This is a genomic window from Vibrio sp. 1151_11, assembly GCF_029478525.1.
GTDB lineage: Bacteria > Pseudomonadota > Gammaproteobacteria > Enterobacterales > Vibrionaceae > Vibrio > Vibrio anguillarum.
The window spans coordinates 102,154-125,861 of record NZ_SHMN01000010.1; the positions used below are offsets into that span (position 1 = coordinate 102,154).

Sequence of the window (23,708 nt, forward strand, 5' to 3'; positions counted from 1 at the left end):
CCCCAATTCTTTATCTCGTTTTTTAAAAGGTACCCCATGAGTCAGTATGTCGTCTGTGCACTCTATAAGTTTGTTGAACTCAATCACTACCAAGAGCTGCAAGCACCGCTTCTTGAACTAATGGAGGAAAACCAAATTCGTGGCACGCTATTATTAGCCAGTGAAGGAATTAACGGCACAGTGGCATCAACACGCAAAGGGATAGATGTGCTACTGGCTTGGCTTGATGCTGAACCGAATTTGAAAGGCACGGTTTACAAAGAATCACAAGCCTCAGAGCAGCCATTTAACCGTACCAAAGTGAAGCTAAAAAAAGAGATTGTCACTATGGGCGTTGAAGGCATTGACCCTCGTCACGTTGTGGGCACTTACGTGAAACCAGAAAACTGGAATGCGCTAATTTCAGACCCTGATGTGCTGGTTGTCGATACCCGTAATGATTATGAAATCCAAATTGGCACCTTCAAAAATGCGCTTAACCCACACACTGAAACCTTTCGTGAGTTTCCTGATTATGTGAAGAAGAACCTCGCACCAGAGAAACACAAAAAAGTCGCGATGTTTTGTACTGGCGGGATTCGCTGTGAAAAATCCACGGCTTATTTAAAAGAGCAAGGGTTCGATGAGGTGTACCATCTCGAAGGTGGTATTTTGAAATACTTAGAAGAAGTGCCGCAAGAAGAGAGCTTATGGCAAGGTGACTGCTATGTGTTTGATGGCAGAGTGGCTATAGGGCACGCTTTAAAAGAGAGTCACTACGATGTATGTAACGCTTGCCGTTTGCCGATTACCGATGAAGACAAACAGAGCGAAGTCTACGAGCAAGGCGTCAGTTGCCCATCCTGCTTCGGTACTCACTCTGCGGAACAACTGGCCCGTTTCCGTGAGCGAGAAAAACAAGTTCAGCTCGCAAAACAGCGTGGAGAAGCACACATTGGCGGCGATACCGCATCACTGATCGAGCAAAAGCGTGCGCAAAAATTAGCACGTAAAGCTGAGCAGCGCGGCTCAAAGCGCTAATATTTACCCCAATGCTTACTTCAAAGGATTCAAATCCTATTGGAATAGAAAAAGGCCGCAGCGTTAAAACTGCGGCCTTTTTTTAAAAAAAATCACTGAATACCGTATTTCGCTAAAATGGCATCAAATGTTCCGTCAGCTTTAATCGTAGCTAACCCTTTGTTATACGCATCAATATATTTCTGCGCATTAGGGTTCGTTTTGCCTGAGGTAATATGTAAAGGATTTTTAGACAAAGATGCCGTGGTAAACTGAAAATCATTGCTATTTAAGCCCGCCTCTTTCATGGTCGATAACGCAACCAACTTATCTTCAAGGGTAAGATCAATTCGTTTGGCTTGCAGTTTCTTCAAGTTAGTCGTGAGATCATTAGCGTCTGGTTTGTTGAAATTAGTGGCGGATAAAAAGTCATCCCCATAACCATAGCCCCTAACGATGCCAACTTGTTTGCCACTCAAACTATTTAAACCTGAAAATTCGAAAGCATCGCCTGCTCTTTTAATAAAGCTCAGTTCATTTTCTAAATATGAGTCACTGTAAAGTAAATAAGCCGTTCTCTCCTGCGTATACCAAGTTGCGGGCAACAGATCAATTCTGCCTTTACTCACCTCATCTAATGCTCGTGACCAAGGCATGATTTGAAAATTGACGTCATAGCCCTGTGTTTTCATAGCCGCAACAGCGATTTCTACCGATAGCCCCGGCATGCTTTTATCCGGTGAAATAAACGGTGGCCATGGATCTTGCGCAGCCGTAATAGTAGCAGCAAAGCTACTCGGTAAGGCCATCATCATACTGAAAATAAAGATCAACAGACGCTTCATACTTTCTTCTCCTTGAAGGTGGAACTTATGTTTTGAACTTACGCATATGAGTTTTAATGTTTGAGCTCAGTTGAAGAACTTCTTTCGTTCTCTGAGCATTATCTTGACCACTACTCGACAGTTCATTAGTGGCCTCTGATGCTTCAACAATCGCCTGACTGACTTCATCAATGGCTTGTTTCTGCTCTTCTGTAGCATGCGAAATCTCGCCATTTCTTTCAGAAATTTCAGAGATAGTATTTTTCACCTGCTCAACAGAATGTTGTGACTCTGATACTCGCTTAGCGGTGCTTTCTAACAAATTAGAGATGCGAATAATTTCTTGCTCAACCGATTCTGTTGCACTGCTAAGTGAGCGAATATTGGTTTGGATCTGTTCGGTGGATTGGCTGGTTTTGGTCGAAAGGTTGCGCACTTCGTCAGCCACTACTGCAAAACCACGACCATGCTCACCTGCGCGTGCCGCTTCAATAGCAGCGTTCAGTGCCAGCAAGTTGGTTTGCTCGGAAATGTCATTAATCACCCCGACTACCGTTGATATTTTTCGCCCTTCATCAAGCAGCTTATGCATCTCCGCGTTTACCGAACCCATTTCGGAACGCATGTTTACAATCTCGGCGGCAGAGCGTTCTATTGAGTGGTAAACATTATCGACCAATTGAGAAGCCTCACTTGCTTGCCTTGCGGCGTCATTAGCGGTTTCAGCCACTGTTGCCACCGACTGACTCATCTGTGTGGAAGCGGCAGCGACGGTCGATAAACTGTGTTTTTGTTGATCAATTTGCTGCGCATTTCTCATGGCAACCTGACCACTCATCTCTGCGGTGTCTTTTAACTGCACAGAAGCATTCGTTACTTGTACAACTATCTCCCTTAGCGACTCCGTAAAATGATTAATACTGCGGATGATCTGCGAAAACTCTCTATATTTGGGTTCTGGAATGATACGACTTAAATCTCCTTCACCGGTTGCAAGATCGGCCACTCGCTCTGTTAAATCGTTGAGCGGGCGAAGGACGGTTTTCGTTAACGCCAAAATTAGGAATACAATCATTACGCTATCTAAAATCAGCAACTCAATCAGGCTATATTGCAGACTTTGTAACAAGGTTTTTTCTAGCCTATCTGTGTTATAGAAAAGCTCTACCTGACCAACTTCATTTTCCTTTTCATACTCAACAAAGGTGAGCTTTTGCACCGAAGAGAGCATGGATTCGTATTGTTTCCCCTCATTGGGCTCCATCTCTTTCACATCTTGAGAGTCGGGTGATGTACTCAGGAAAAGAAGCGGTGTACCACCCGCATCTTTCACTCTAACCGCTTGTATGTCTGGGTTATTTAACTCTGCTGAAATAGTGAGTTTGGCGGCATGTAAATCAAAATCCCAAATTGCTTTAGGTAGGCTGTAGCTCAAACGCTCTTTTGCATTCAAGATTGATGTATCTAGGCTATGCTGTAGCTCCGCTTTCTTTGACTGGTAATCAATGTAACTAGAAATGCCCAACACAATGGACACTGCCAGAACAACTTGGGTAACAAAGATCACTTTGACACTTTTCCACATACTTCATTTCGCCTTAATCAATGGTATGAGTTAAGCACTGTGCGTTGGCTTCATCGCACCGCATGATAACCATCTGACTCTTGTGTTTAATGAATAGGACAATGCAGACCAGAAGAGAGGTCAATATCATCTCTGCTATTGTCTGAACTCATACCGATCATGTTGATCTCACTTATCTTTTACTTAAGGATAGACCAAGAAAGAAAAAGGTTATTATTTTTTGAGCCGAAAGTTTACTTTCGGCTTAATTTAGAATTGAGTAGCGAATGAAGAAGCGCTGACGGGCTGGATAGGAGAGTATTTGGCCGTAACCAACGCATTTAATAGTGATACTCCTGTCGCCTCTTGTTCGGTAAACACTCTTGCACTCATCACTGCTTTTCCGCCGTTGATGAACACTTCTAATGAAGAATTATCCGCGAGAATCTGCAGCTCAACCTGTTCACATTCTAAGGCCAATTCACGAATCACATCACCTTGGCGTATCAAAGTATGGGAACGATCAAAGCGTAATACTTTTTGCTGGGCATCCAAACTCAGTTCAATGTATTGCTCATCTTTTTCAAACAAACGTAAGCTTGCCCCCCACGGCAAAGTGATACACATTTCAAAACTTTTGGTGTTGAGAATGGTGCATTTATCGCTTAACTCCAAACTTACCGGCTGGTTGCATAACTGCTCTAGCTCCTTTATAGGCCTTTGAATAAGTTGACCATTCTCAACACTCAACTCACGCAGTGCCGTAAGTTGATGCAGCCAGCCGTTGTCACAACTAGGATGATTAATTTCGTCAGGCAGCCCCATCCATGCACACAAGACGCGCCGCCCGTCTGCCGTTTGCATTGTTTGAGGAGCATAAAAATCAAAGCCGTGATCCAGTGGTTGCAGATGACAAAAGTGAGGATGATCATTTTCATCCCATAAGACTTTTGCAATACGATTTTGATGGACAACTGTGTGGTTCACGTTATCTGAAATAATCCCTTGAGGGCCAAAAACAAAATAACTTTGGCCCGCAATTTCAAACATATCAGGGCATTCCCACATGTAACCTAGCGGTGCGATTTCTTCACCAAATAGACCATCGAAATGCCACTCTTTAAGATCATGTGAATGGTAAATAGCGATCCGACCTTGCAACTGCGTTGTTTGCGCGCCAAGCAACATGAGCCATTTGCCTCGGTGGCGCACTATTTTAGGGTCGCGAATGTGTTCCGTGACACCCGTTGGCAAATTACGGATCACTGGGCCACGTTTTTCAAAACGGAGGCCATCTTGCGACACAGCTAAACACTGCGTTGTTTGACGCAATCGCTGTTCACCTAACCGAACATTGCCAGTATAGAAAAGCATCAACTCATCGTTGTGACTTAAAGCATGACCAGAAAAAACTCCGTGACTGTCATACCAATCTGATGGAGTCAGTGCAATACCTTGCCATTGCCAGTGAATAAGATCAGTACTCGTCAGTTGTACCCAATATTTATCCTTGTGCTCACACCCATAAGGATACCACTGATAAAAAAGATGATATTTTCCTTGGTGATAAATGAAACCGTTTGGGTCATTGAGCAGCCCTTGCGGCGGAGAAATATGCCACGTTGGACGAAAGGGACAATCGTTTGGCGAGGAATAGGCGTACGCATTAAGCCGCAGCTGAGAGTCAATCATTCGACCTAAACTGTTGATCAGTTCATCGGCATATTCATTGATGCTATCTTGTTGAATCAAAAATGAAAGCTGCCATTCACCGAGCACTTCACGCAATCGCATGTGGCTAGGCAAAACATTGACTAAAGCTGGATCTCGCAGCGCAATAACGATTTCGCCTCTTGGTGCGAGTACTCGCTGAATATTGGCCGGGCCGCCAACTAATCTCACCATCTCTTCAAATGACATTTTTTCCACTGGCACTGTTTCTAATGACATGACTTACACTCAATTTCTGGGAACGATTGCAAAATATAAAAAAATAAGCCTGCTTGCAAGCATTGGTGAAATATTGCCCTCAATTATGCGGGCTTCCCCTCAGCAAGTACCTTCAGTCTTAGCCGGTTTCACGTTCGATATTTTGGAATGTTAACACGACTTTACTCATCTCCTGCCCACGACCAGCAATACGTTCAAGCAACATCTTGGCTGCATTTTCACCTGCTTTATCAAAGGCATAGTTGAATGTTGATAAGCTTGGGTTACTGACAAATGCGAGCTCATCATTGCCAACTCCTAATACTTTTATTTGCGATCCAACCTGAACTCCAGACTCTTGTAGTGCTTTCACCGCTCCAACCGCAATTCTATCGGTTGCGCAAAAAAGACCATCTAATTGTGGGTATTGCGTGATTAATGTTTTAGCTTGTAAGTAACCAGATTCAATCGAAAAATCACCACGCACATGAAACAACAGGGTTAAATTGTTGATACCCAGTGCTTGCTCTAACCCTTGAGAACGCAAGCAATCCACCGCTACGTCATCGCTCTGAACACCAATAAAACCAATGTGTTGACAACCTTTTGCTATCAACCGTTTACCCGCTTCGAATCCAACGCGAAGATCATCATGAACAATACTTGGGATATCGTGCAGTGAACCATCTTGCCCAACCAAGACCACCGGGACATTAGATTGTTGGATTGCTTTCACTAATGGCATATCAAGGTGTGTGGCGTAAAGTACAATGCCTTCGACCCTCTTTTGATTAAATATTTGAATATATTCCAACTCTTTAGCGTGATCTTGATGAGTATTGGCAAGCAACACGTGTTTGCCCGCTTGTTCAAATATGGCACTTAAACCATCAACGCCTTGTGCTGTCGCATGCGAAGAGACTCGCGGAACGATGACTCCAATTAAATTGGTTTTTTGTGATTTGAGATCTTTAGCGACTTGGTTGACCATATAGCCGCATTCGGAAATTGCCTTTAACACTTTGATTTTTGTAGACTCTTTAACACCATACTCATCATTTACAACGCGTGAAACCGTCGATTTAGAAACTCCGGCCAGCTTAGCGACATCGTGCAAACTCGACATACATAACCTTACTCATTCTGTTTTGGGATTGTTTGCAAAACTCAGTGCTGCAAACGCTCGAATAGTGTGATTCTAACGCTGTTTGTAGAATTATCGATCTCTCTTTTACTGATCTAATTCACAGAATCAATGGTTGGCTTTTGACTACTTTGAATTATTCATCAAAAATCCATTCTGCAAACGTTCCCAAAAATACTTATTTTAATTTTATCCACCATGCTTATCTTAAAGAGATCAAGTCATCTGGATACCAAACAACAACCGGGGTGGGTTATGAACTATCCAGTCATAGCAAAACAATTATTAGAACAATTAGGTGGCAGAGAAAATATCCAAGCCCTTGCTCACTGTGCAACACGTTTAAGATTAGCGCTAAAAGATGACGCATTGGTTGATGAACAAGCCATTGATTCACTTGAAGGTGTCAAAGGACAATTCAAAGTAGCTGGCCAATATCAAATTATTTTTGGCTCCGGTATCGTTAACCAAGTTTATGCGGAAATGGCCAAGTTGACCGGCCTTGCTGAAATGTCAACCAATGATGTTGCAAGCGCGGGTGCACAAAAGCAGAACCTAGTGCAGCGCGCCGTTAAAGGGTTGTCTGACATTTTTGTCCCTATTATCCCGGCCATCGTTGCTGGCGGTTTATTGATGGGGTTGTTCAATGTACTGACAGCCACAGGGCTTTTTATCGAAGGGCAGTCACTGATTGATGCCAACCCGGGCTTGGCTGATCTTGCCAGCATGATCAACACCTTCGCTAACGCCCCTTTTGTTTATCTTCCTGTTTTGTTGGCATTTTCTGCTTCTAAAAAATTCGGCGGCAACCCATTCCTTGGCGCAGCATTAGGTATGCTGATGGTTCACCCAGACCTGCTTAATGGTTGGGGATTTGGCGGCGCGTCTGTCGCAGGCACCATACCTACTTGGAATATTTTTGGTTTTGAGATCCAGAAAATCGGCTATCAAGGCTCTGTCTTACCCGTTTTAGTCTCCGCCTTTATTCTTGCAAAAATCGAAAATGGCCTGCGCAAAATTATCCCTTCTGTACTGGATAATTTACTGACGCCTATGCTCTCGATTTTCATTGCAGGCTTTTTAACCTTCACTCTGGTAGGCCCGATTACCCGCGATATCGGCTTTCTATTGGGTGATGGGCTGAACTGGCTATACGATTCTGCTGGCTTCATTGGTGGTGCACTGTTTGGCTTTATCTACGCGCCGTTTGTGATTACTGGCATGCACCACAGCTTTATTGCTATCGAAACACAACTATTGGCTGACATCGCCATTACTGGTGGTACGTTTATTTTTCCTATTGCGGCCATGTCAAACGTCGCACAAGGTGCAGCAGCTTTAGCGGTTGGTATGAACACCAAAGATATCAAATTAAAAGGCATTGCGATTCCATCAGGTGTGACCGCCCTTCTGGGCATTACCGAACCCGCTATGTTCGGTGTAAACCTGAAACTTCGCTACCCATTTATTGCTGCGATCATCGGTTCAGCTTGTGCCAGTGCATTCATTACCTTGTTTAATGTCAAAGCACAAGCGTTAGGCGCGGCTGGGCTTCCAGGAGTGATTTCCATTAACCCAGAGAAAATCAGCTACTACATGATTGGTATGCTGATTTCTTTTGTCATTGCCTTTACCTTAACACTTGTTTTGGGTGCCAAAGAGCGCGCAAAGCTTGATAAACAAGCAACAGCGTAACCCCCCAAGGCTGTTATGCTCCTAAGCCCGCTCGATGTGAGTGGGCTTATTTCTTCAGCGAATAACACGGATATTGGAAGAAAAAATGAATCGAGTTTGGGTGACAGGCGACGCGGTCGTCGACTTAATTCCTGATGGTGAAGCACACTATCTAAAATGTCCGGGCGGTGCTCCGGCGAATGTGGCTGTTGCCATCGCAAGATTGGGGGGTAATAGCGCCTTTTTTGGCCGTGTGGGTAATGACCCTATGGGGCGCTTTATGCAATCCACATTAACCGAAGATAAAGTGGACACCCGATATTTGCAGTTGGATGATCAACAAAGAACATCAACCGTCGTGGTCGATTTAGACTCGCACGGCGAACGCAGTTTTACCTTTATGGTGAAACCGAGCGCGGATCAATTCGTCCAATGTTTAGACATTCCGACCTTTTTAGCGGGTGAATGGCTGCATTGTTGCTCCATTGCACTGGCCAGTGAACCGAGTCGCAGCACTACCATTGAAGCGATTAAACGCATCAAAGCCAATGGGGGATTTGTCAGTTTTGATCCCAATCTACGAGAAGAGGTCTGGCCTAACCCCGAAGAGATGATCCCAGTGGTGATGAGCGTAGTGGCAATGGCGGATGTGGTTAAGTTTTCCGATGACGAACTGCTCTTGCTCACGCAGCGCCCTAGCCTTGAGCAGGGATTAATCTCAGTGAAAGAATTGAACATTCCGCTGATTGTCATTACTCAAGGTGCAAAAGGAGCGCTGGTGATCACCGCAGAGATGCAAACAATGATTACGGGAAAAGCCGTAAAACCTATCGATACAACAGGTGCCGGAGATGCTTTTGTCGGTGGATTGCTGTGCCAGTTGTCATTACATAAAGAGTGGTTTACTAAGGGTAATATCATAAACGCAGTGCAATGGGCTAATGGCTGCGGAGCATTAGCCACCACTCAAAAAGGGGCAATGACAGCGCTACCAGATAAGCACATGCTTGATCGATGGATTGGCTAAAATGATGGCTTGTACTTACAAGGGCGTAAGTCGTGTTGAAGTTCAAGCAAACTGCGAAATAAACGGATGATTTTCAGAGGATATTTGCTACGCTTACTGCATGATTAAACAAATAGCACTCGGACCAGATGCAGACATTTGTAAAATATGAACGATGTAGACGGTGGGTAGTTAGCTTACTATTTTGCTTACTGCCCATCGTTGTAGCTAGCCCAATTATCGCTTGGCAGACACGAGCTGATTTGAATCATCACATGCAAAACGTTCTGGTAAAAGGTATAGATTACATTAATCTACTGCTAAGAAATGCTCATGTTGCCAACGAGCGTGCGGCGCCCTACCTTAATATGGATTGCCTAGATGCTACTCGTTATTTGCGCGAGCTAGTGGCGACAACTCCCGATATCCGGACCATCAATTTAGCAAAACAAAATACTATTTATTGTAATTCGTTAACCGGTCAAGTAAACGATCACTACCAAATCGACAGCTATGTCAGTGGTGAGCTCTATTTAATGGCTGGTAATCGACTCACACCTCTCCGGCCTGTGTTGGCTTTTCACAGAACTTACGAACAGGGTATGGTGATCACTGGTGTTAGTTCCTATTACCTAACTAACATGCTTATTTTACTAGATGGCTATGGCAAACTTTATTTTCACGTTGGCAAAAATCACCTCGACGAGACTGGCGTTGTAACTTCCGAACCGTTATTTCCCACAATCATTAATACTTCAGAACGCTACCCTTATTCACTATCGACCCTATTAACTATTGATGACTACTGGCTTTATTTTAAAAACACCAAACAAACCAGTGCGATGTTAGCTCTCTTAATGGGAATCGGTTTAGGAGGATTTGTTTTTTGGAAACTCGGCCAAGCTTCGTCAATGCAAGGAGAAGTGAAACGCGCTATTCAATCCAACGAGTTCATTCCGTATGTACAACCGATTGTTGATGGTAGTGGCCAGCTCAGCCATATTGAAGTGCTTGCTCGTTGGCAACATCCTGTTCATGGATTAGTGAGGCCCGATCTTTTTATTCCCTTAGCGGAAGAATCTGGGCTAATCATTCCTATTACGACTCAGTTAATGTCCCAAGTAGAGCATGAACTTTCATTACACCAGTCACAATTTCCAGAGCATTTCAGTATTGGATTTAATATTTCAGCCAAGCACTGCGTAGCTTCCAATTTGTTTGATGATTGCAAACACTTTATTGAAACCTTCGACAATCGTAAGCATATTTTAACGTTAGAGCTCACTGAGAGAGAGTTGGTTATTGATAGTGATGAAGCAAAAAAGCTCTTCCAGTCATTGGATAAAATAGGTGTGTTGCTGGCAATTGATGATTTTGGTACGGGTCACTCTAGTTTGAACTATTTGCAAGAGTTCAAGTTTGACATTTTAAAAATCGACAGAAGCTTTATTACCATGATCGGTAGTGATGCGATCTCTAGCCACATTGTTGAAAACTTAGTCGATTTGGCTAAGCGACTTGGGTTAAAAACCATCGCCGAAGGTGTGGAAACCCAAGATCAAATTGATTTTTTGAACGAAAGAGAAATTGACTATTTACAAGGCTACTTCTTTTATAAACCTATGCCGCTCAGTGAGTTTATCACTCTGCTTAAAACCACCTAGATCAATCTCTGGCATTCCAATACGATGATAACTAGAACTTCAGTGGTTATTTCTTATGACGAGAGGCCAACTGAGCACGGTAGCGAGCTAAATGAAAACGCTTGCGAACAGGTTGTTGAACAGAAAGTTGTTTTAACACTTTATTAAGCTGTTTCGTGTGATGTGCACTATTATGCTCTGCTGATTGCCCATCTTCTTCAATGAAAAATGAGGCGACACTCGCGGTCAATAAACCGAAAAGTGTAATACCCGTCAACATCAGAAACACGGCAACACCACGCCCAAATGGAGTGATTGGATACATATCGCCGTAACCAACAGTAGTAATCGTGGTCATTGCCCACCAAATCGCATCAGAAAAATCATTGATTGGGCTATCCGTGCCTTTTTCGACCAAATAGACAAAAGCTGCAGAAAGAAGCACTGTCGATAAGCTGGTTAGCCCAATAAAGCTGAGCGTTTTTTGTCTCAGTACCGCCTTTGTTTGACGCCATGCTCTTGGCAAGATCAGTAAAATGCGTAAAAAACGGAGCGGACGTAGGAATGGCATGGCCACAATCAACACGTCAGGCCAATTCTTAATCATATAACGGATAGGATTGGGGCTCAGCAACACTTTAATAAGTAATTCTGTTGCAAACAATGCCCAAATAATCCAAAGCAGATGCTCCAGAAAATCAAGCTCTTCGGGCTGTAAAGGTGCAATATCTGGTAGTAAAGCGACGATCACATAGACTACCGATAATAGCAGCATCGGAATTTCAGTTTTATGTTCGATCGCAGACAGTAGCTGTAAACGTGTTTTTAATTTCATGATTCAAATACCTTTTTCCGTTTACCTTAACGCTAAAAGTACCAAGTGAACAGTACAACCATCCCTTTCGTTACCCGATTAGCACCCAATTCAAAATGGAAATCACTATAAACTAGGTGGTTGAGATGTAAAGAATTGTGACCTTAACAGAGCTTAAAATAACCATCTTGAGCGTTATTCTAAGCTCTTCACACCCAATATCTCACTCACAAAAATCTCAAAAACACCATAGGAGTCAAGTTTCAATTGTGATACGATGCACAACTTTATGGATATCTCTCTATTTTCATATGGACGTGACCCGATACCCAAGCCACTTAGGATGCTGTCGATGACCAGTAAGTGAGGCCGAAAAAACATCAATAAAATGGTGTAATTGGCGTCAATGAACGTGATCAATACAGCAATGCTGCAAGTGGGACAGGTATAACTCCGTTGTTTTACTCCGAGGTCACTTATTACCATGTCTTTTTTAAAAGATTTAGCCATTCGCAAAAAAATTGCGCTTGCCTTTACTATTATCGCGTTAGTCAACATCGCCTTCGGTTATTACCTATATCGTTCATTGAACGAAATACAAGATGACCTACTCAATCTAACGGATGACACACTTCCATCAATGATGATGGTCAATAACGTCAAATACAATATGGCTTCTGTGCGACGTGCTCAAATCAGTTTGCTTTCCGCAACCGATCAAGCCGAAATTACGGAGGATATTCGTTGGATGCAGGAACACTATCAAGCAATTGATAGTGCACTAGCCACCTATGAGCGTGCGGTTTGGACCGATCACGAGCGTTCGATTTTTATGCCAGTTAAAAACCTCTGGCGTGACTACTTGACTGCGCTTGGCTCTTTTAATGACGATATCCTCAATCAAAATATCGTAAAAGCTCAAGGGGATATTTCAGCCTCTTTGGTTACATTTGAACGCCTAGAGAGTGCGATTGACGATCTTCTCAATTTAAACCAAACCTTTGTTGCCAAAAATCGCTCTGAACTGATGACGCTTATTCAAGCTATCACCTCATTTTCCACAGGCAGCATCGTTGCGCTGATAGCGTTTATGGTGTTCATTACACTATTACTTTCTCGCTTAATCTGCCAGCCACTACAGTTGGTTGTACAGCAAGCGAACGCCATTGCTGGAGGTAATTTAAGCCATCGATTAGCACGTCAGCATATTGGGCAAGATGAGCTAGGTGAATTGGCCGATGCGTGTTCAAGTATGCAAGAGAATTTACGCTCAATGGTGGAAGAGATCATCGCCGGAGCGACTCAACTATCTCATGCTGTCGATGAAGTTAGCGCCGTCTCTGAACAGACATCACAGGGCATGCAAGAGCAACAGGTCGAGGTCATGCACATTGCTACGGCCATGACGCAAATGAAATCAACGGTTGCAGAAGTGGCACGAAGCACAGAAGTCGCTTCTGACGCCGCTCGTGAAAGTAACCAACAATCCATCCTTGGATCAAAACAGATGGATTCCGTCGCTAATGCTATCTCTCTTGTGACTCAAGAAATTGATCAAGCAGAACAACGCGTATTAGAACTTGAGCAACAAGCACAGCAAATTAACGTTGTCGTTGACGTGATAAGCAACATCGCCGACCAAACCAATTTGCTTGCACTTAACGCAGCAATTGAAGCGGCGCGTGCTGGTGAACAAGGGCGTGGTTTTGCGGTTGTGGCTGATGAAGTCCGTGCTTTAGCTGGCAAAACTCAGCAATCGACGGGCGACATCGTCAATATTATCCAAAGCCTACAAACATGTGCATTGCGTGCTCGTGAAGCGACGTCACAAAGCAGTGTACTTATGGGACAATGTGTGGAGCAAAGTGGCCAAACTCAAATCGCGATTGACCACATTAGTAATCAAAGCGCGCATATCGCAGATATGACCATTCAAATCGCCAGTGCGTGCGGAGAGCAAGATTCGGTTAGCGAAGAGCTCAGCCGCAATATCGAACGCATTAGTGAATCAGCCAAGCAAGTTGCACAAGGTTCTTCCAGTGCCGCTCAAGCGTGCGTCGAACTTAGCCAGTTAGCAGCAATGCTACAAAATACGGTACGTCGCTTCCAAGTCTAACCTCATATCGTGGGTTTAAAAATAACGGCCTCTTTTGAGGCCGTTATAGTATCCATTCTCTTGCTATTTATAGCTTAAATCTGTCGCTTTACCTTTAAAGATTCGGTAAACCACAAAGGTGTACAGCAAGATCATCGGCATCACAATCACGACACCAATGCCCACTACCAATAAGCTAGCCGTAGAGGCGGCTGATTCTTGAGCCGTCATTATCCCGGGGACGACATCAGGGAAAAAGCTATAGGCTAATCCAAGAAAGCTTAATGCAAAAATTAGCATCACGCCAAAAAATGGCCATTGAACTCCCATATCATTCACTACAGGCACTCTTTTTAAATAGCGATCAACCATAAAAATCGTGACTAACACCACCAGCGGAACAGGAGCTAATAACAGCATTTCAGGGAAACTAAACCAACGTTCCGCGACCAATGGGTTAAATAACGGGTTAACAATACTGACTGAAAAAATGCCCAGCGCGGCCAACCAGCCCGCGCGGCGTGACCAGCGCGCCGCCCGAATTTGTAACGCGCCCTCGGTCTTTAACACCAACCAAGCACCACCGATATAAACATAAGCAGCCGTCACGCACAGCGAACTGAGTAGTGCAAAGCCATAAGCCTGCATCGATTCCTCAAAGCTCATCACATACCGTCCAATCATGTAACCTTGGGTTAATGCGGCAAGTAAAGAACCGGTTTTAAAACACAAGTCCCAGTGGTCTTTATGATCCGCTTTCGCTTTTGCACGGAAATCAAACGCTACACCACGCATAATCAATGCAATCAGCATCAGTGCGGTGGGCAAATACAGCTCTGTCAAAATCAAGCTATGTGCACTTGGAAACGCAATCAATAAAATACCAACGCCTAGCACTAGCCATGTTTCATTGGCATCCCAGAAAGGACCAATTGAGGCGATCATTCTATCGCGCTGTTGCTCATTATTTTGGGGTAATAAAATACCGACACCCAAATCATAACCATCAAGTACCGCATACATGAAAACACTAAAACCAAGCAGTAAAAGATAAATTTCCGGTAGATAAGAGATCATAATGGTGCCTTTTGCTCGTCAATCGGTTGAATCGCTATGCCTGTGGAGAACTGCCTTGCTAAATAAAACAGTGTATGGATATAAGCAACTAGCAATACGGCATAAATGGTTAAATACATCACTAATGACAGCACAACAGAACCACTTCCAATCGCAGTGACCGCATCAGAAGTACGCAATACACCACTAACAAGCCATGGTTGACGGCCAATTTCAGTAACATACCACCCTGCTAATGTGGCTACCCATCCTGAAAACGTCATCGCGACAACGGTATAAAGATAGAACTTGGGTAAGGTTTTTTTACGAATTAAACGCCATGCACCAAACCAACTCACTAGCAGCATCAGCACGCCAATTCCGACCATAATTCGAAAGCCGAAGAACAGTGGCTTAACCGGGGGATGATCCGGTGCAAATTGATTTAAACCCACAATTTCACCGTCGAGGTCATGTGTGAGTATCAAGCTGGCTAATTTAGGAATACCGAGTTCAAAGTGATTGCTACGCGTGACTTCATCAGGCCAAGCGAACAAGAGTAACGGTGCTCCTTGCTCCGTATCCCACACCCCTTCCATCGCGGCAATTTTAGCTGGTTGGTGTTTTAACGTATTTAAACCGTGTAAATCGCCAACAAAAATTTGTATTGGTATAGCAATGGCCGCGAGAATAATGCCGACTCTAAGGCCCACTTTCGCTGCTTCCAGTTGCGCATTACGCAAAAATTGGTAAGCAGAGATCCCTGCAATGACAAAACTTGCGGTGAGTAAAGAAGCCAGCAACATATGTACAAGCCGATACGGCATAGAAGGATTAAAAATAACCTCCTTCCAACTGGTGACATGAACAATGCCTTCAATCACTTCATAACCAGCAGGTGTATGCATCCAACTATTTAAAACTAAAATCCAAAAAGCAGAGAGTGATGTGCCTATCGCCACCAGCACGGTTGCTAAGGTATGCACCCATTCAGGTACTCTTCCACGCCCAAAAAGCATCACGCCAAGGAAGGTCGCCTCCATAAAGAAAGCCGTCATCACTTCGTAGCCTAACAATGGCCCAGCGACGTTACCGACTCTCTCCATAAATCCTGGCCAGTTAGTCCCAAATTGAAAACTCATCGTGATACCAGAAACAACACCGAGCGCAAAAGTCAGGGCAAAGATCTTGACCCAGAAATAATATAAGTCCAACCACAACTGAGCTTGCGTTCGTACAAAACGCCACTTAAAAAACACCATCACCCATGCAAGCGCAATCGTAATGGTTGGAAATAAAATATGAAAACTGATATTGGCGGCAAACTGGATCCGCGACAACATGAGGGTCTCTAACATCACTCTTTCCTCAATCAAAAAAGACTAGGCAATCAAATAACAACAATTTACTTAATTGTTAATTACGTTGATCGACCTAATTAAGTTCACTGCCTGAGGATTTTCTTACTTAAAGTCACTAAGGCTCCTCGTCGATTGAGGGGAATGAAAATCCAGAACATCGCAGCCAATGAGTTGTACCAATCATCAGCTGTAAGACCGAGGAAAAAGATGTATCAAATTACGGAAGAATTATGACAAAAAATAACCGTGCCCCATAAGAAGCGTTAGGTTTGAGTAAGCAGTAAGCCTTGCTTCGGCTTACAACGCAAAAAGGGTCGCATTTAATGCGACCCTTTACTCCTCAACAAACGGTTAAAACTGAGCAGTTAGCTTGATATACACTTCATCTTTGCCTAATTTACTGTCTAATCCATGAGCGTAACCAATCCGTACTGGTAACGTGCCGCCATAAAGTACGATGGTATCGATCTGCACTTCAGCACCAATCCCCGTCAGGGCTTGGTAGTTTTGGTTATCGTTCCAGCTTGATCCTGAGTCGACAAATACAGAACCTGAAATATCCCCCAAACCAATTGGCCACAAATTCCAGTTTCGTTCAGCGCGATACAATAAGCGGCTTAGTTCAACACTTTGTGTCGCGTAAGCTTGCCCTACTTGAGCCGCAGAGCTGTAGCCACGCAACTCTACCTGTTGGCGGCCATAGAGCTGCGCGCTGTCGCCTTCGTAACTGCCTAGCTCAAACGCTTTAGCTTTTGAATCTGCATAACCTGCCGCAAGGTGAGTGGTAAGATTGAAGCTCCCCGGGAGGTCCCAATGTGCTTGCCACTGCGCCTGCCATTTTTGTCCAGAGTAATCACCGCCAACATTGGACTCCCATACCAAATCAGCGTAATGACCCCACGCGTAACCGGGAACATTCAATAAGCCTTCACGGTTATCCCATTGTAGCGCAGCCCCTGCTAGCCACTCATCACTGGCTTGTGTATAGCGCGTACTTTGAGGCGCTTTGATCAATGACTCTTTCTGCCAATAAGTTCCGATACCAAACGTTAAGTTATCATCGAGGCCATGCCATAAATAATTACGTTGTAACGTTAAGTCATCTTGGCGGACAATGCGATCGTCTTTATTGGTCAACGGGTTTAACTTAAACTCATGCTCTCGGCTGAGCGTCGCTTGCCAACGGTTGTCATATTGATACCCCAATTGGTACGCCGCCAACGCGTTTTTTGTATCCCAAGCCGCTTGTATCTCATATTGATGTCGCCCTAACACATCTGAACCACTGGTCGAGAAACCAAGTAACGATTGGTTATCATCCCCTTGCCAAACGGGAACCCAATAACGTGGCGTTAAAGTCGACAACGGTGAGTAGTCGGTAGTGTCACTTTTTTCGGCCTGAGATATCGGCGTCGAAGCAACGGATGTCACCTTGGCAAAGGAAGACAGTGGAGCCTCATTGAAAGCCGTCACCGCCGGAATGTGGCGCAAATGGTAACCATCATGCTCATAAGCTTGGTAGATAAGCCCTTGCGATTGATTCCATTGCGGAGAAAAAGCACCACCAATTTCATTGGTCAATTGCTCTAGCTGCAGACTGGTTAAGTCCATTCGGTAGATCTGATAACGCCCCGTGTAATCGGCGCTGAACAGCAGCTCTCCCTCTTGGGTAAAACTCAATTGATGCTCAGTTAATGATGTTTCAGTCACAGCCAACCAGCGCTGCTCTTTGGCGACAAAACGCATGATATTCCACGCGCTAGACGGCTGCTTCACGGAAGCATAAATGTCACCTGTCGGAGACAGCGCCATATCACCAATGACCCAACCATATGTGCCTTGCCATAAGCGAGTTTGCTGTCCATCCAGCGTCACCTGCCATAATTCAGGCAACCCTTGTTCATGACGGGTAGCGAAAACACTTTGCCCATCTCGGCTCCAACGTACTTGGGTAAAGCGCTGTTGCTCGGTTAAACGTTGCCACTGCCCATCAACGTAGCGATAAAGATCATTCAACACTCGTCCGTCAAGATAACTATTCACTTGTGACACGACGATACCTTGCTGGGGATGAACATCGAGGCTAGTTAAGCTTTTTGTAGTCAATAAACGCTGCCATTGATTTTGCTTACTATCCCACATCGCTAAATTTGCTCGATCAACCCCATCACGACGCCAAGCCAGTAATTGCTCTGATCCACCATTGGCTAATAGATATTCAAACGGCTGGCTATCGAGAGATTGAGCCTCCGAAGGCTGTTCCTTACTTTGCACAATTTGATCTGAAAACTGCGTGATTAGATCGGCACGGAACTCTTGCCAAAGCGCAAAAAAATCTTTACCAAAAGCACGTTGAGCGCTTCGGTTTAAGAAAACGCCCGGAATTAGGTAGCCACTGTAATCGCTTAAAAAATGTTGGAGTGCGTCTTCGCCATACGTTTTGGCTAAATAATCAATAAAATACGCGCCGTAGAGGTAATTACTGCCAAGCGGTAAACGTTTATTCGCTACCACGATTTGGTTGAGATCAGCTAGTTGTCCGCTCGCCACTTCCATGCGCATTTGCATCGCAAAATGGCTATTGTGCAAACGTCCATAACCTTGTTCATTTTGGCTTTCCATGTAAACCGCTAACCCTTCTAACAGCATCGAGGGTGTCATTGCATGCGGGAAAAGCAGTGTGTGACGGCCAAAAATACGTCGAGCTCCGGTGACCGCACGCTCATTTAATTCCATATGGACAATGTGAGTGTACTCATGGCGGATGAGCATGTGCAACCATTCATCATTGCCTTCCAATCCATTGACATCGCTGGGGGGATTTAAGATCAAGCGAATTTGAGCATAAGGCAGCGGCGTTGCCCAACCGTTGGAATAGTCGTAGTCATCCACCAACGTTAGGTGCGTTTTTTCAGCTGGCATCTTTGAGAATTGACTGGCAAGGTCTTGATGCACTTTCTCGGCAATATCTAACGAACGCGCCGCGTACTGGGCCAATTCACTGCGAAAGTGCACGATAAAATGTTGCGATTGTTGAGTCTGCCATTGCTGACCAGCTTGATCCCAAGCGACTGACTCAGCCAATACTGTTGGTGTATGCATACCCAAACAAACCATCAAACCCATAATGGGTGAGAGTACAAATTTTGCTGACATCGTTACAACAACCCTTTTCAATAATTAAGTGCGGCGATTGTACGTTGAATGAGAAAAGGATTGGGTATCGAAATGTATGGCTTTGTCAGGATAAGGCCTGACTATCATTTGCCCCCCATTTAAGGAGATGGCACTTTACATTGCTAAGCAATCTATTTTATATCGCACTCTATTTGACTGATCGGAACGCTCGATTGACCAAAACAGACATAAGCGGTAATTGGTTGATTTACCTTCATTTTCACGTAGCCAGCTTTTACATCATCCTCTCGAAATCGAACCATATTAGACGTCACTTCTGAACCATCGACATAAATCGCCGTGAAATCATCATTCATCCAAGCAACCACTTTGTCGTAACTCTGTTTGGTCTTAAACACGACCTCGGCGCAGCGAATAGGCGGATTGTCACGAACGCTGTACCCGCCAGAATGTTCAACCGCTTCAGAGCCATTGCTCACATCGTGTAACTGGCTGGAAATCACATCACACTGACTGTCAGCCGCATGGACATCAAATGCAATAAGCATAGAAATCACGTAATAGCTTGGTTTCATCTTCATCATAAACATTACTGACATCATAGGTAGTTGTAAAAAATAATAGCTTTACCCTATTGAAAACCACCCAAAAATAACATCACTTAAAAGTAAACGTGGGTTAAATATCACTGAACACTGGAGTGATGCCGTTCTAAATAGAACATTTGTTATTTTTTTATGTGTATTAATTGGTTCTGGCTATGCAGTGCAAACCTAGAATCTAACAGGCTTATTATTACATCACACCACATTGTTCAATTTACCTTAACCAATAGGTAAGAAAATCAAGATTGACCAAACATCCTCGTAAATCATATCTTTCACCTACACCTTGACGAGAATCAAAAAGCTTGCACTTTTATCGCAAGTCTCTTTTCGCCCTAGGTATCCACATATCATAAAAAAGACAATCAAAAGGTAGTCAGCATGAAACAACCACTCAAGGCGCTGGTGCTCACAATCAGTTTGTCGTGCGGTGCCATCGGTGCTTACGCAAACTCGTTAGAACCGCTCGACAAAGAGTTCACTTTACAAGTTTTAGGATCGGGAGGGCCAATTTCAGATGATCTGCGCTCTTCTTCAGCGGAAGTAATTTGGTGGAAAGGCAAATCTAAAATCATGATTGATGCTGGCGGCGGCGCGTATCTGCGCTTTGGCCAATCCGGCTCTAAACTGGAAGATTTGGATTTTCTAGGCATTACCCATTTTCACACCGACCACGTTGCAGACTTGCCCGCGCTGCTCAAAGGCGGCTACTTCTTTAAGCGAGAAGACCCGCTAGATATTGCAGGCCCGCAAGCGGGATCAGCCTTCCCTAGCCTATCAGGCTATATGGACGCACTCTTTAATAGCAAAGATGGCGCTTACGCTTATTTAAATGGTTTATATGATGGCAGCGATGGTTTGTTCCCAGTCACCATCACTGATGTTTCTTACAAAACCACGACACCAACTAAAGTGTATCAACAAGACGGTTTAACCATTTACGCACTCGGTATTCCTCATGGGGGCGTGCCATGTTTGGCTTATCGTATTGAAAGTGATCAGGGCGTTATTGTTATTTCTGCCGATCAAAACGGCAGTAACCCAGCATTTCTCGATTTTGCTCAAGGCGCTGACATTTTAGTCATGCCGATGGCTGTTCATGAGTCAGCCGATGAAGTTTCCGCATTTATGCACGCTAAACCTTCAGTGATTGGCGAAATTGCAGCCAAAATCAATCCTAAACTGCTGGTGCTCAACCACTGGATGGGAGTCGGCCTTAAACATAAATCAGAGTCCACCAAGATCATCAAACAGTTTTATCACGGCGAAGTTATTGCCGCCCGTGATCTCTCAAGCTACCCAATGAGTTCCGTGAAGGAGATAACCCATGAATTGTAAAATTGTTTTGTCTATTGCGATAACTTCGGCCATTGCTCTTCATCCTGCAATGAGCGTTGCAGAAACGTCAACGGAAGCACCAGTGAGTGCGCAACCCACCTCGCAAAATGGTGGCAAATGCGCGGCTGGCAAATGTGGTACTGAAAAACGCTTTGAGAAACAGGATTTAAAAAGCGATCCGCAAGGACGTTTAGTACGCGCCAGAGATGGTAAATGCGGCTTAACCGCAGAGGGAATCGCACCTTCCGCTGAAACCATTACTCTAACCAACAGCAAAATCACTGGTGGTGTATGCGGGCAATAGATCGCACTTCAAAAGGCATCGGCTTGCGTAGCGAACACATCGATTTGCTATGCCAGTTGCCTGACCATCCCGCCATCGATTTCCTTGAGCTTGCTCCGGAGAACTGGATGAACATGGGCGGACTTAAACGCGAGCAGTTACAGCAGATAGCAAAGCACTATCCTCTGGTTGTACATGGGCTGAGTTTGTCGATTGGCGATTGTCAGCCACTGAACAAAGCGTTTGTGAAAAAGGTAGCGGCATTTTTAGATGAATTTAACATCGACATTTACAGTGAGCATTTGAGCTTTTCGCGTGATGCCCAAGGGTACTTGTATGAACTGCTGCCTATCCCGCGCTATAAAGAGAGCATTGCTTACTTGGTCGATCGCATTCACTGCGTTCAAGATATTGTGCAACGCCCTTTGGTGCTGGAAAACATCTCCTACTACCACAGCTACGGCAAGGAGATACCCGAAGGCGAATTTATTGCTGAGATAGTTGAGCGCAGCGGCTGCCAGCTGCTGATTGATATCAATAATGTGTATGTGAATAGCCGTAACCACAATTACTGCCCGTTTGACATGCTGGCCACTTTACCAAGCGAAGCGATCTGCTATTACCACATCGCCGGTCACTTAAAAGAGCGCGAAGATTTCTTGCTCGATACCCATGGCAAACCAGTACAACAAGAGGTAATTGACTTGGCTCGTTATGCTTACGCTCAACAAGGTAGCCGTCCTTTGCTGCTTGAACGTGATCATCATGTGCCTCCTCTGGTGGTTTTGACTGAAGAGTTGCGCACTATCCATCACGATATTATGCAACCAGCGCCATCATTAGTTATCGATGTGGAGCGTAGCCATGCTTAAACCACCAATGAACATGAGTATGTCAATGCACGCACTGACCTACGTGATCCGCTCTCCTGTCGCGCAAGGCGAACCGCCCTGCCGTTATCGAGAGTTCATTCGAGCGAATATCTACTCTGTCATTAAGCACACTTTTCCTCTGTTTTACGCTCAACTTAACGAGGAAACACTCTACATTTTGACGGACGAATGGCTGGTAATACATGGCGCTATGGAGCCTGAGTTCCATCAGATTGCGACTGAATTTGTTCAGTTTATCCAACAGCAAAATAACCATAACGCCAGTGTTAACCTCAGTGCTGAGCAAATCGCACTGCTTGAATATGAATGGATCGTTTTCAACGCTGAAATGGATAGCGCTCATGTGCCGAATCTCAACGTGTGGTGGGATGATGTTGAAGCTCAACCGGAGGCGTTTTGCATACAGCTTAACCCAACGTTAAAACTGGTCGAAGTGCCTTTTCTTGTCCATCCAGAATCGGTCACTTTTTTGATTCAAGAACAGAAAACTGTCTGTTATGGGGTATTTCGTCATGCATCGCATCAGGTGGTATCACAAAAACTCAGAGAAGTGGATATCGCCCTAATTCAGATGATTCAAAACGCCCCAGCGCAGTCACTAACGCAACTAGAACAACAGATAGCTCAACACCTATCCAACTTCCATTTTTTGGCGTGGGTTCAAACGTTTCAGCAACAAGGACTCATCAGCCTGTATTTATTAGGAGAAACTCTATGATTCACTCAGCCCTCAATTGGTACGATGGCGTGATCGAAAAATTTAAAAAATTCGATTTTATAGTACTACTTGCGATTCGACTTTTTCTCGTGCCGGTGATTTTTGTCGGTGCTCATTCCAAAGTGGTTGGTTTCGCTGGAACCGTTGCTTGGTTTGGCGCCTCAGCCGCCGATGGTGGTTTAAATCTACCTTTTCCAGAACTGCTGGCATTTTTAGCCGCCGCGACAGAAGTTCTCGGCTGTATATGCATCGCACTTGGTCTTTTTACTCGCATTATGGCGATTCCCATGATTCTCATGATGAGTGTGGCGAGCGCAATGGTGCACTGGAAGCATGGCTGGGACGCGATTGCCACCAGCAGTATGGAAGCGACGGTGCGCTTAAACGGTTTTATTGAATGGTTAGCGGTCAATTTTCCGGGCCGTTACAACTACATCACAGAACTTGGTGACCCTGTGATGCTCAATAACGGGATGGAATTTGCGGCGACTTACTTTGTGATGCTGATGGTTCTTTTCATTTATGGTGGTGGCCGCTACGTCAGCCTCGACTACTGGCTAAAAAAACCATTCACTCGCACGCCTCAAACCGCTTAACACCTAATGATGCCTACTAACTTGAAGT

The 23,708-nt window shown here is 44.5% G+C and carries 19 protein-coding genes; 10 read left to right on the forward strand and 9 right to left on the reverse strand.

All coding sequences use genetic code 11. The annotated features are described in order from the left end of the window. Window positions 1-36 precede the first annotated feature (36 nt). A complete protein-coding gene (locus EXZ60_RS09550) occupies window positions 37-1,020 on the forward strand; it encodes a rhodanese-related sulfurtransferase (RefSeq protein ID WP_277435620.1) in 984 nt (327 codons plus the stop codon). 92 nt (window positions 1,021-1,112) lie between these two features. Here EXZ60_RS09550 and EXZ60_RS09555 read toward each other — a convergent pair whose 3' ends face one another. The 4 genes from EXZ60_RS09555 to EXZ60_RS09570 form a co-directional block, all read right to left on the reverse strand. Further along, window positions 1,113-1,844, reverse strand: coding sequence for a transporter substrate-binding domain-containing protein (locus tag EXZ60_RS09555; RefSeq protein ID WP_277435621.1), 732 nt, complete (start codon window positions 1,842-1,844; stop codon window positions 1,113-1,115). A 25-nt stretch (window positions 1,845-1,869) separates the two neighbouring features. Continuing rightward, window positions 1,870-3,408 carry a methyl-accepting chemotaxis protein gene (locus tag EXZ60_RS09560; RefSeq protein ID WP_013856727.1) on the reverse strand — a complete coding sequence of 513 codons (1,539 nt, stop codon included), beginning with the start codon at window positions 3,406-3,408 and terminating at the stop codon, window positions 1,870-1,872. A gap of 249 nt (window positions 3,409-3,657) precedes the next feature. Next, the gene (locus EXZ60_RS09565) at window positions 3,658-5,337 is read right to left on the reverse strand and encodes a glycoside hydrolase family 32 protein (RefSeq protein WP_094148119.1); all 1,680 of its coding nucleotides are present in this window, start codon (window positions 5,335-5,337) and stop codon (window positions 3,658-3,660) included. Between the two features lie 118 nt (window positions 5,338-5,455). After that, a complete protein-coding gene (locus EXZ60_RS09570) occupies window positions 5,456-6,442 on the reverse strand; it encodes a LacI family DNA-binding transcriptional regulator (RefSeq protein ID WP_010319758.1) in 987 nt (328 codons plus the stop codon). A gap of 273 nt (window positions 6,443-6,715) precedes the next feature. On the opposite strand from EXZ60_RS09570, the gene EXZ60_RS09575 reads away from it, so the two are divergent. From EXZ60_RS09575 to EXZ60_RS09585, 3 genes are all read left to right on the forward strand, one after another. Beyond that, window positions 6,716-8,155 (forward strand): sucrose-specific PTS transporter subunit IIBC, encoded by a 1,440-nt coding sequence (locus EXZ60_RS09575; protein ID WP_277435622.1) that lies wholly within the window; start codon window positions 6,716-6,718, stop codon window positions 8,153-8,155. 85 nt (window positions 8,156-8,240) lie between these two features. Beyond that, window positions 8,241-9,161 (forward strand): aminoimidazole riboside kinase, encoded by a 921-nt coding sequence (locus EXZ60_RS09580; protein WP_277435623.1) that lies wholly within the window; start codon window positions 8,241-8,243, stop codon window positions 9,159-9,161. 254 nt (window positions 9,162-9,415) lie between these two features. After that, window positions 9,416-10,804 (forward strand): cyclic diguanylate phosphodiesterase, encoded by a 1,389-nt coding sequence (locus EXZ60_RS09585; protein ID WP_234826567.1) that lies wholly within the window; start codon window positions 9,416-9,418, stop codon window positions 10,802-10,804. A gap of 46 nt (window positions 10,805-10,850) precedes the next feature. Here EXZ60_RS09585 and EXZ60_RS09590 read toward each other — a convergent pair whose 3' ends face one another. Then, on the reverse strand, window positions 10,851-11,618 hold the full coding sequence (locus tag EXZ60_RS09590; protein ID WP_013856721.1) for a potassium channel family protein: 768 nt from the start codon (window positions 11,616-11,618) through the stop codon (window positions 10,851-10,853). A gap of 463 nt (window positions 11,619-12,081) precedes the next feature. Between EXZ60_RS09590 and EXZ60_RS09595 the strand changes: the two genes are divergently transcribed. Then, the gene (locus EXZ60_RS09595; protein WP_017044803.1) at window positions 12,082-13,713 is read left to right on the forward strand and encodes a methyl-accepting chemotaxis protein; all 1,632 of its coding nucleotides are present in this window, start codon (window positions 12,082-12,084) and stop codon (window positions 13,711-13,713) included. A gap of 63 nt (window positions 13,714-13,776) precedes the next feature. Here the strand turns inward: EXZ60_RS09595 and EXZ60_RS09600 are convergent, their stop codons facing one another. The 4 genes from EXZ60_RS09600 to EXZ60_RS09615 form a co-directional block, all read right to left on the reverse strand. Beyond that, window positions 13,777-14,769 (reverse strand): cytochrome d ubiquinol oxidase subunit II, encoded by a 993-nt coding sequence (locus EXZ60_RS09600; protein WP_017042970.1) that lies wholly within the window; start codon window positions 14,767-14,769, stop codon window positions 13,777-13,779. Further along, on the reverse strand, window positions 14,766-16,106 hold the full coding sequence (locus EXZ60_RS09605; RefSeq protein WP_081245001.1) for a cytochrome ubiquinol oxidase subunit I: 1,341 nt from the start codon (window positions 16,104-16,106) through the stop codon (window positions 14,766-14,768). The genes EXZ60_RS09600 and EXZ60_RS09605 overlap by 4 nt, the downstream gene beginning before the upstream one ends. A gap of 354 nt (window positions 16,107-16,460) precedes the next feature. Next, window positions 16,461-19,265: a BamA/TamA family outer membrane protein gene (locus tag EXZ60_RS09610; RefSeq protein WP_277435624.1), complete on the reverse strand. Its 2,805-nt coding sequence runs from the start codon at window positions 19,263-19,265 to the stop codon at window positions 16,461-16,463. Window positions 19,266-19,417: 152 nt separating this feature from the next. After that, on the reverse strand, window positions 19,418-19,837 hold the full coding sequence (locus EXZ60_RS09615) for a hypothetical protein (RefSeq protein ID WP_346780462.1): 420 nt from the start codon (window positions 19,835-19,837) through the stop codon (window positions 19,418-19,420). 396 nt (window positions 19,838-20,233) lie between these two features. On the opposite strand from EXZ60_RS09615, the gene EXZ60_RS09620 reads away from it, so the two are divergent. The 5 genes from EXZ60_RS09620 to EXZ60_RS09640 are packed head-to-tail and all read left to right on the forward strand — an operon-like array spanning window position 20,234 to window position 23,680. Then, a complete protein-coding gene (locus EXZ60_RS09620) occupies window positions 20,234-21,190 on the forward strand; it encodes an MBL fold metallo-hydrolase (RefSeq protein ID WP_277435626.1) in 957 nt (318 codons plus the stop codon). Continuing rightward, window positions 21,180-21,494 (forward strand): hypothetical protein, encoded by a 315-nt coding sequence (locus EXZ60_RS09625; protein WP_277435627.1) that lies wholly within the window; start codon window positions 21,180-21,182, stop codon window positions 21,492-21,494. Before EXZ60_RS09620 ends, EXZ60_RS09625 begins: the two co-directional genes overlap by 11 nt. After that, complete coding sequence (locus tag EXZ60_RS09630) at window positions 21,482-22,345, forward strand: DUF692 domain-containing protein (RefSeq protein WP_277435628.1); 864 nt, start codon at window positions 21,482-21,484, stop codon at window positions 22,343-22,345. Before EXZ60_RS09625 ends, EXZ60_RS09630 begins: the two co-directional genes overlap by 13 nt. Then, a complete protein-coding gene (locus tag EXZ60_RS09635) occupies window positions 22,338-23,084 on the forward strand; it encodes a DUF2063 domain-containing protein (protein ID WP_277435629.1) in 747 nt (248 codons plus the stop codon). The genes EXZ60_RS09630 and EXZ60_RS09635 overlap by 8 nt, the downstream gene beginning before the upstream one ends. Continuing rightward, a complete protein-coding gene (locus EXZ60_RS09640) occupies window positions 23,081-23,680 on the forward strand; it encodes a DoxX family protein (RefSeq protein WP_088728895.1) in 600 nt (199 codons plus the stop codon). Before EXZ60_RS09635 ends, EXZ60_RS09640 begins: the two co-directional genes overlap by 4 nt. Window positions 23,681-23,708: the final 28 nt, after the last annotated feature.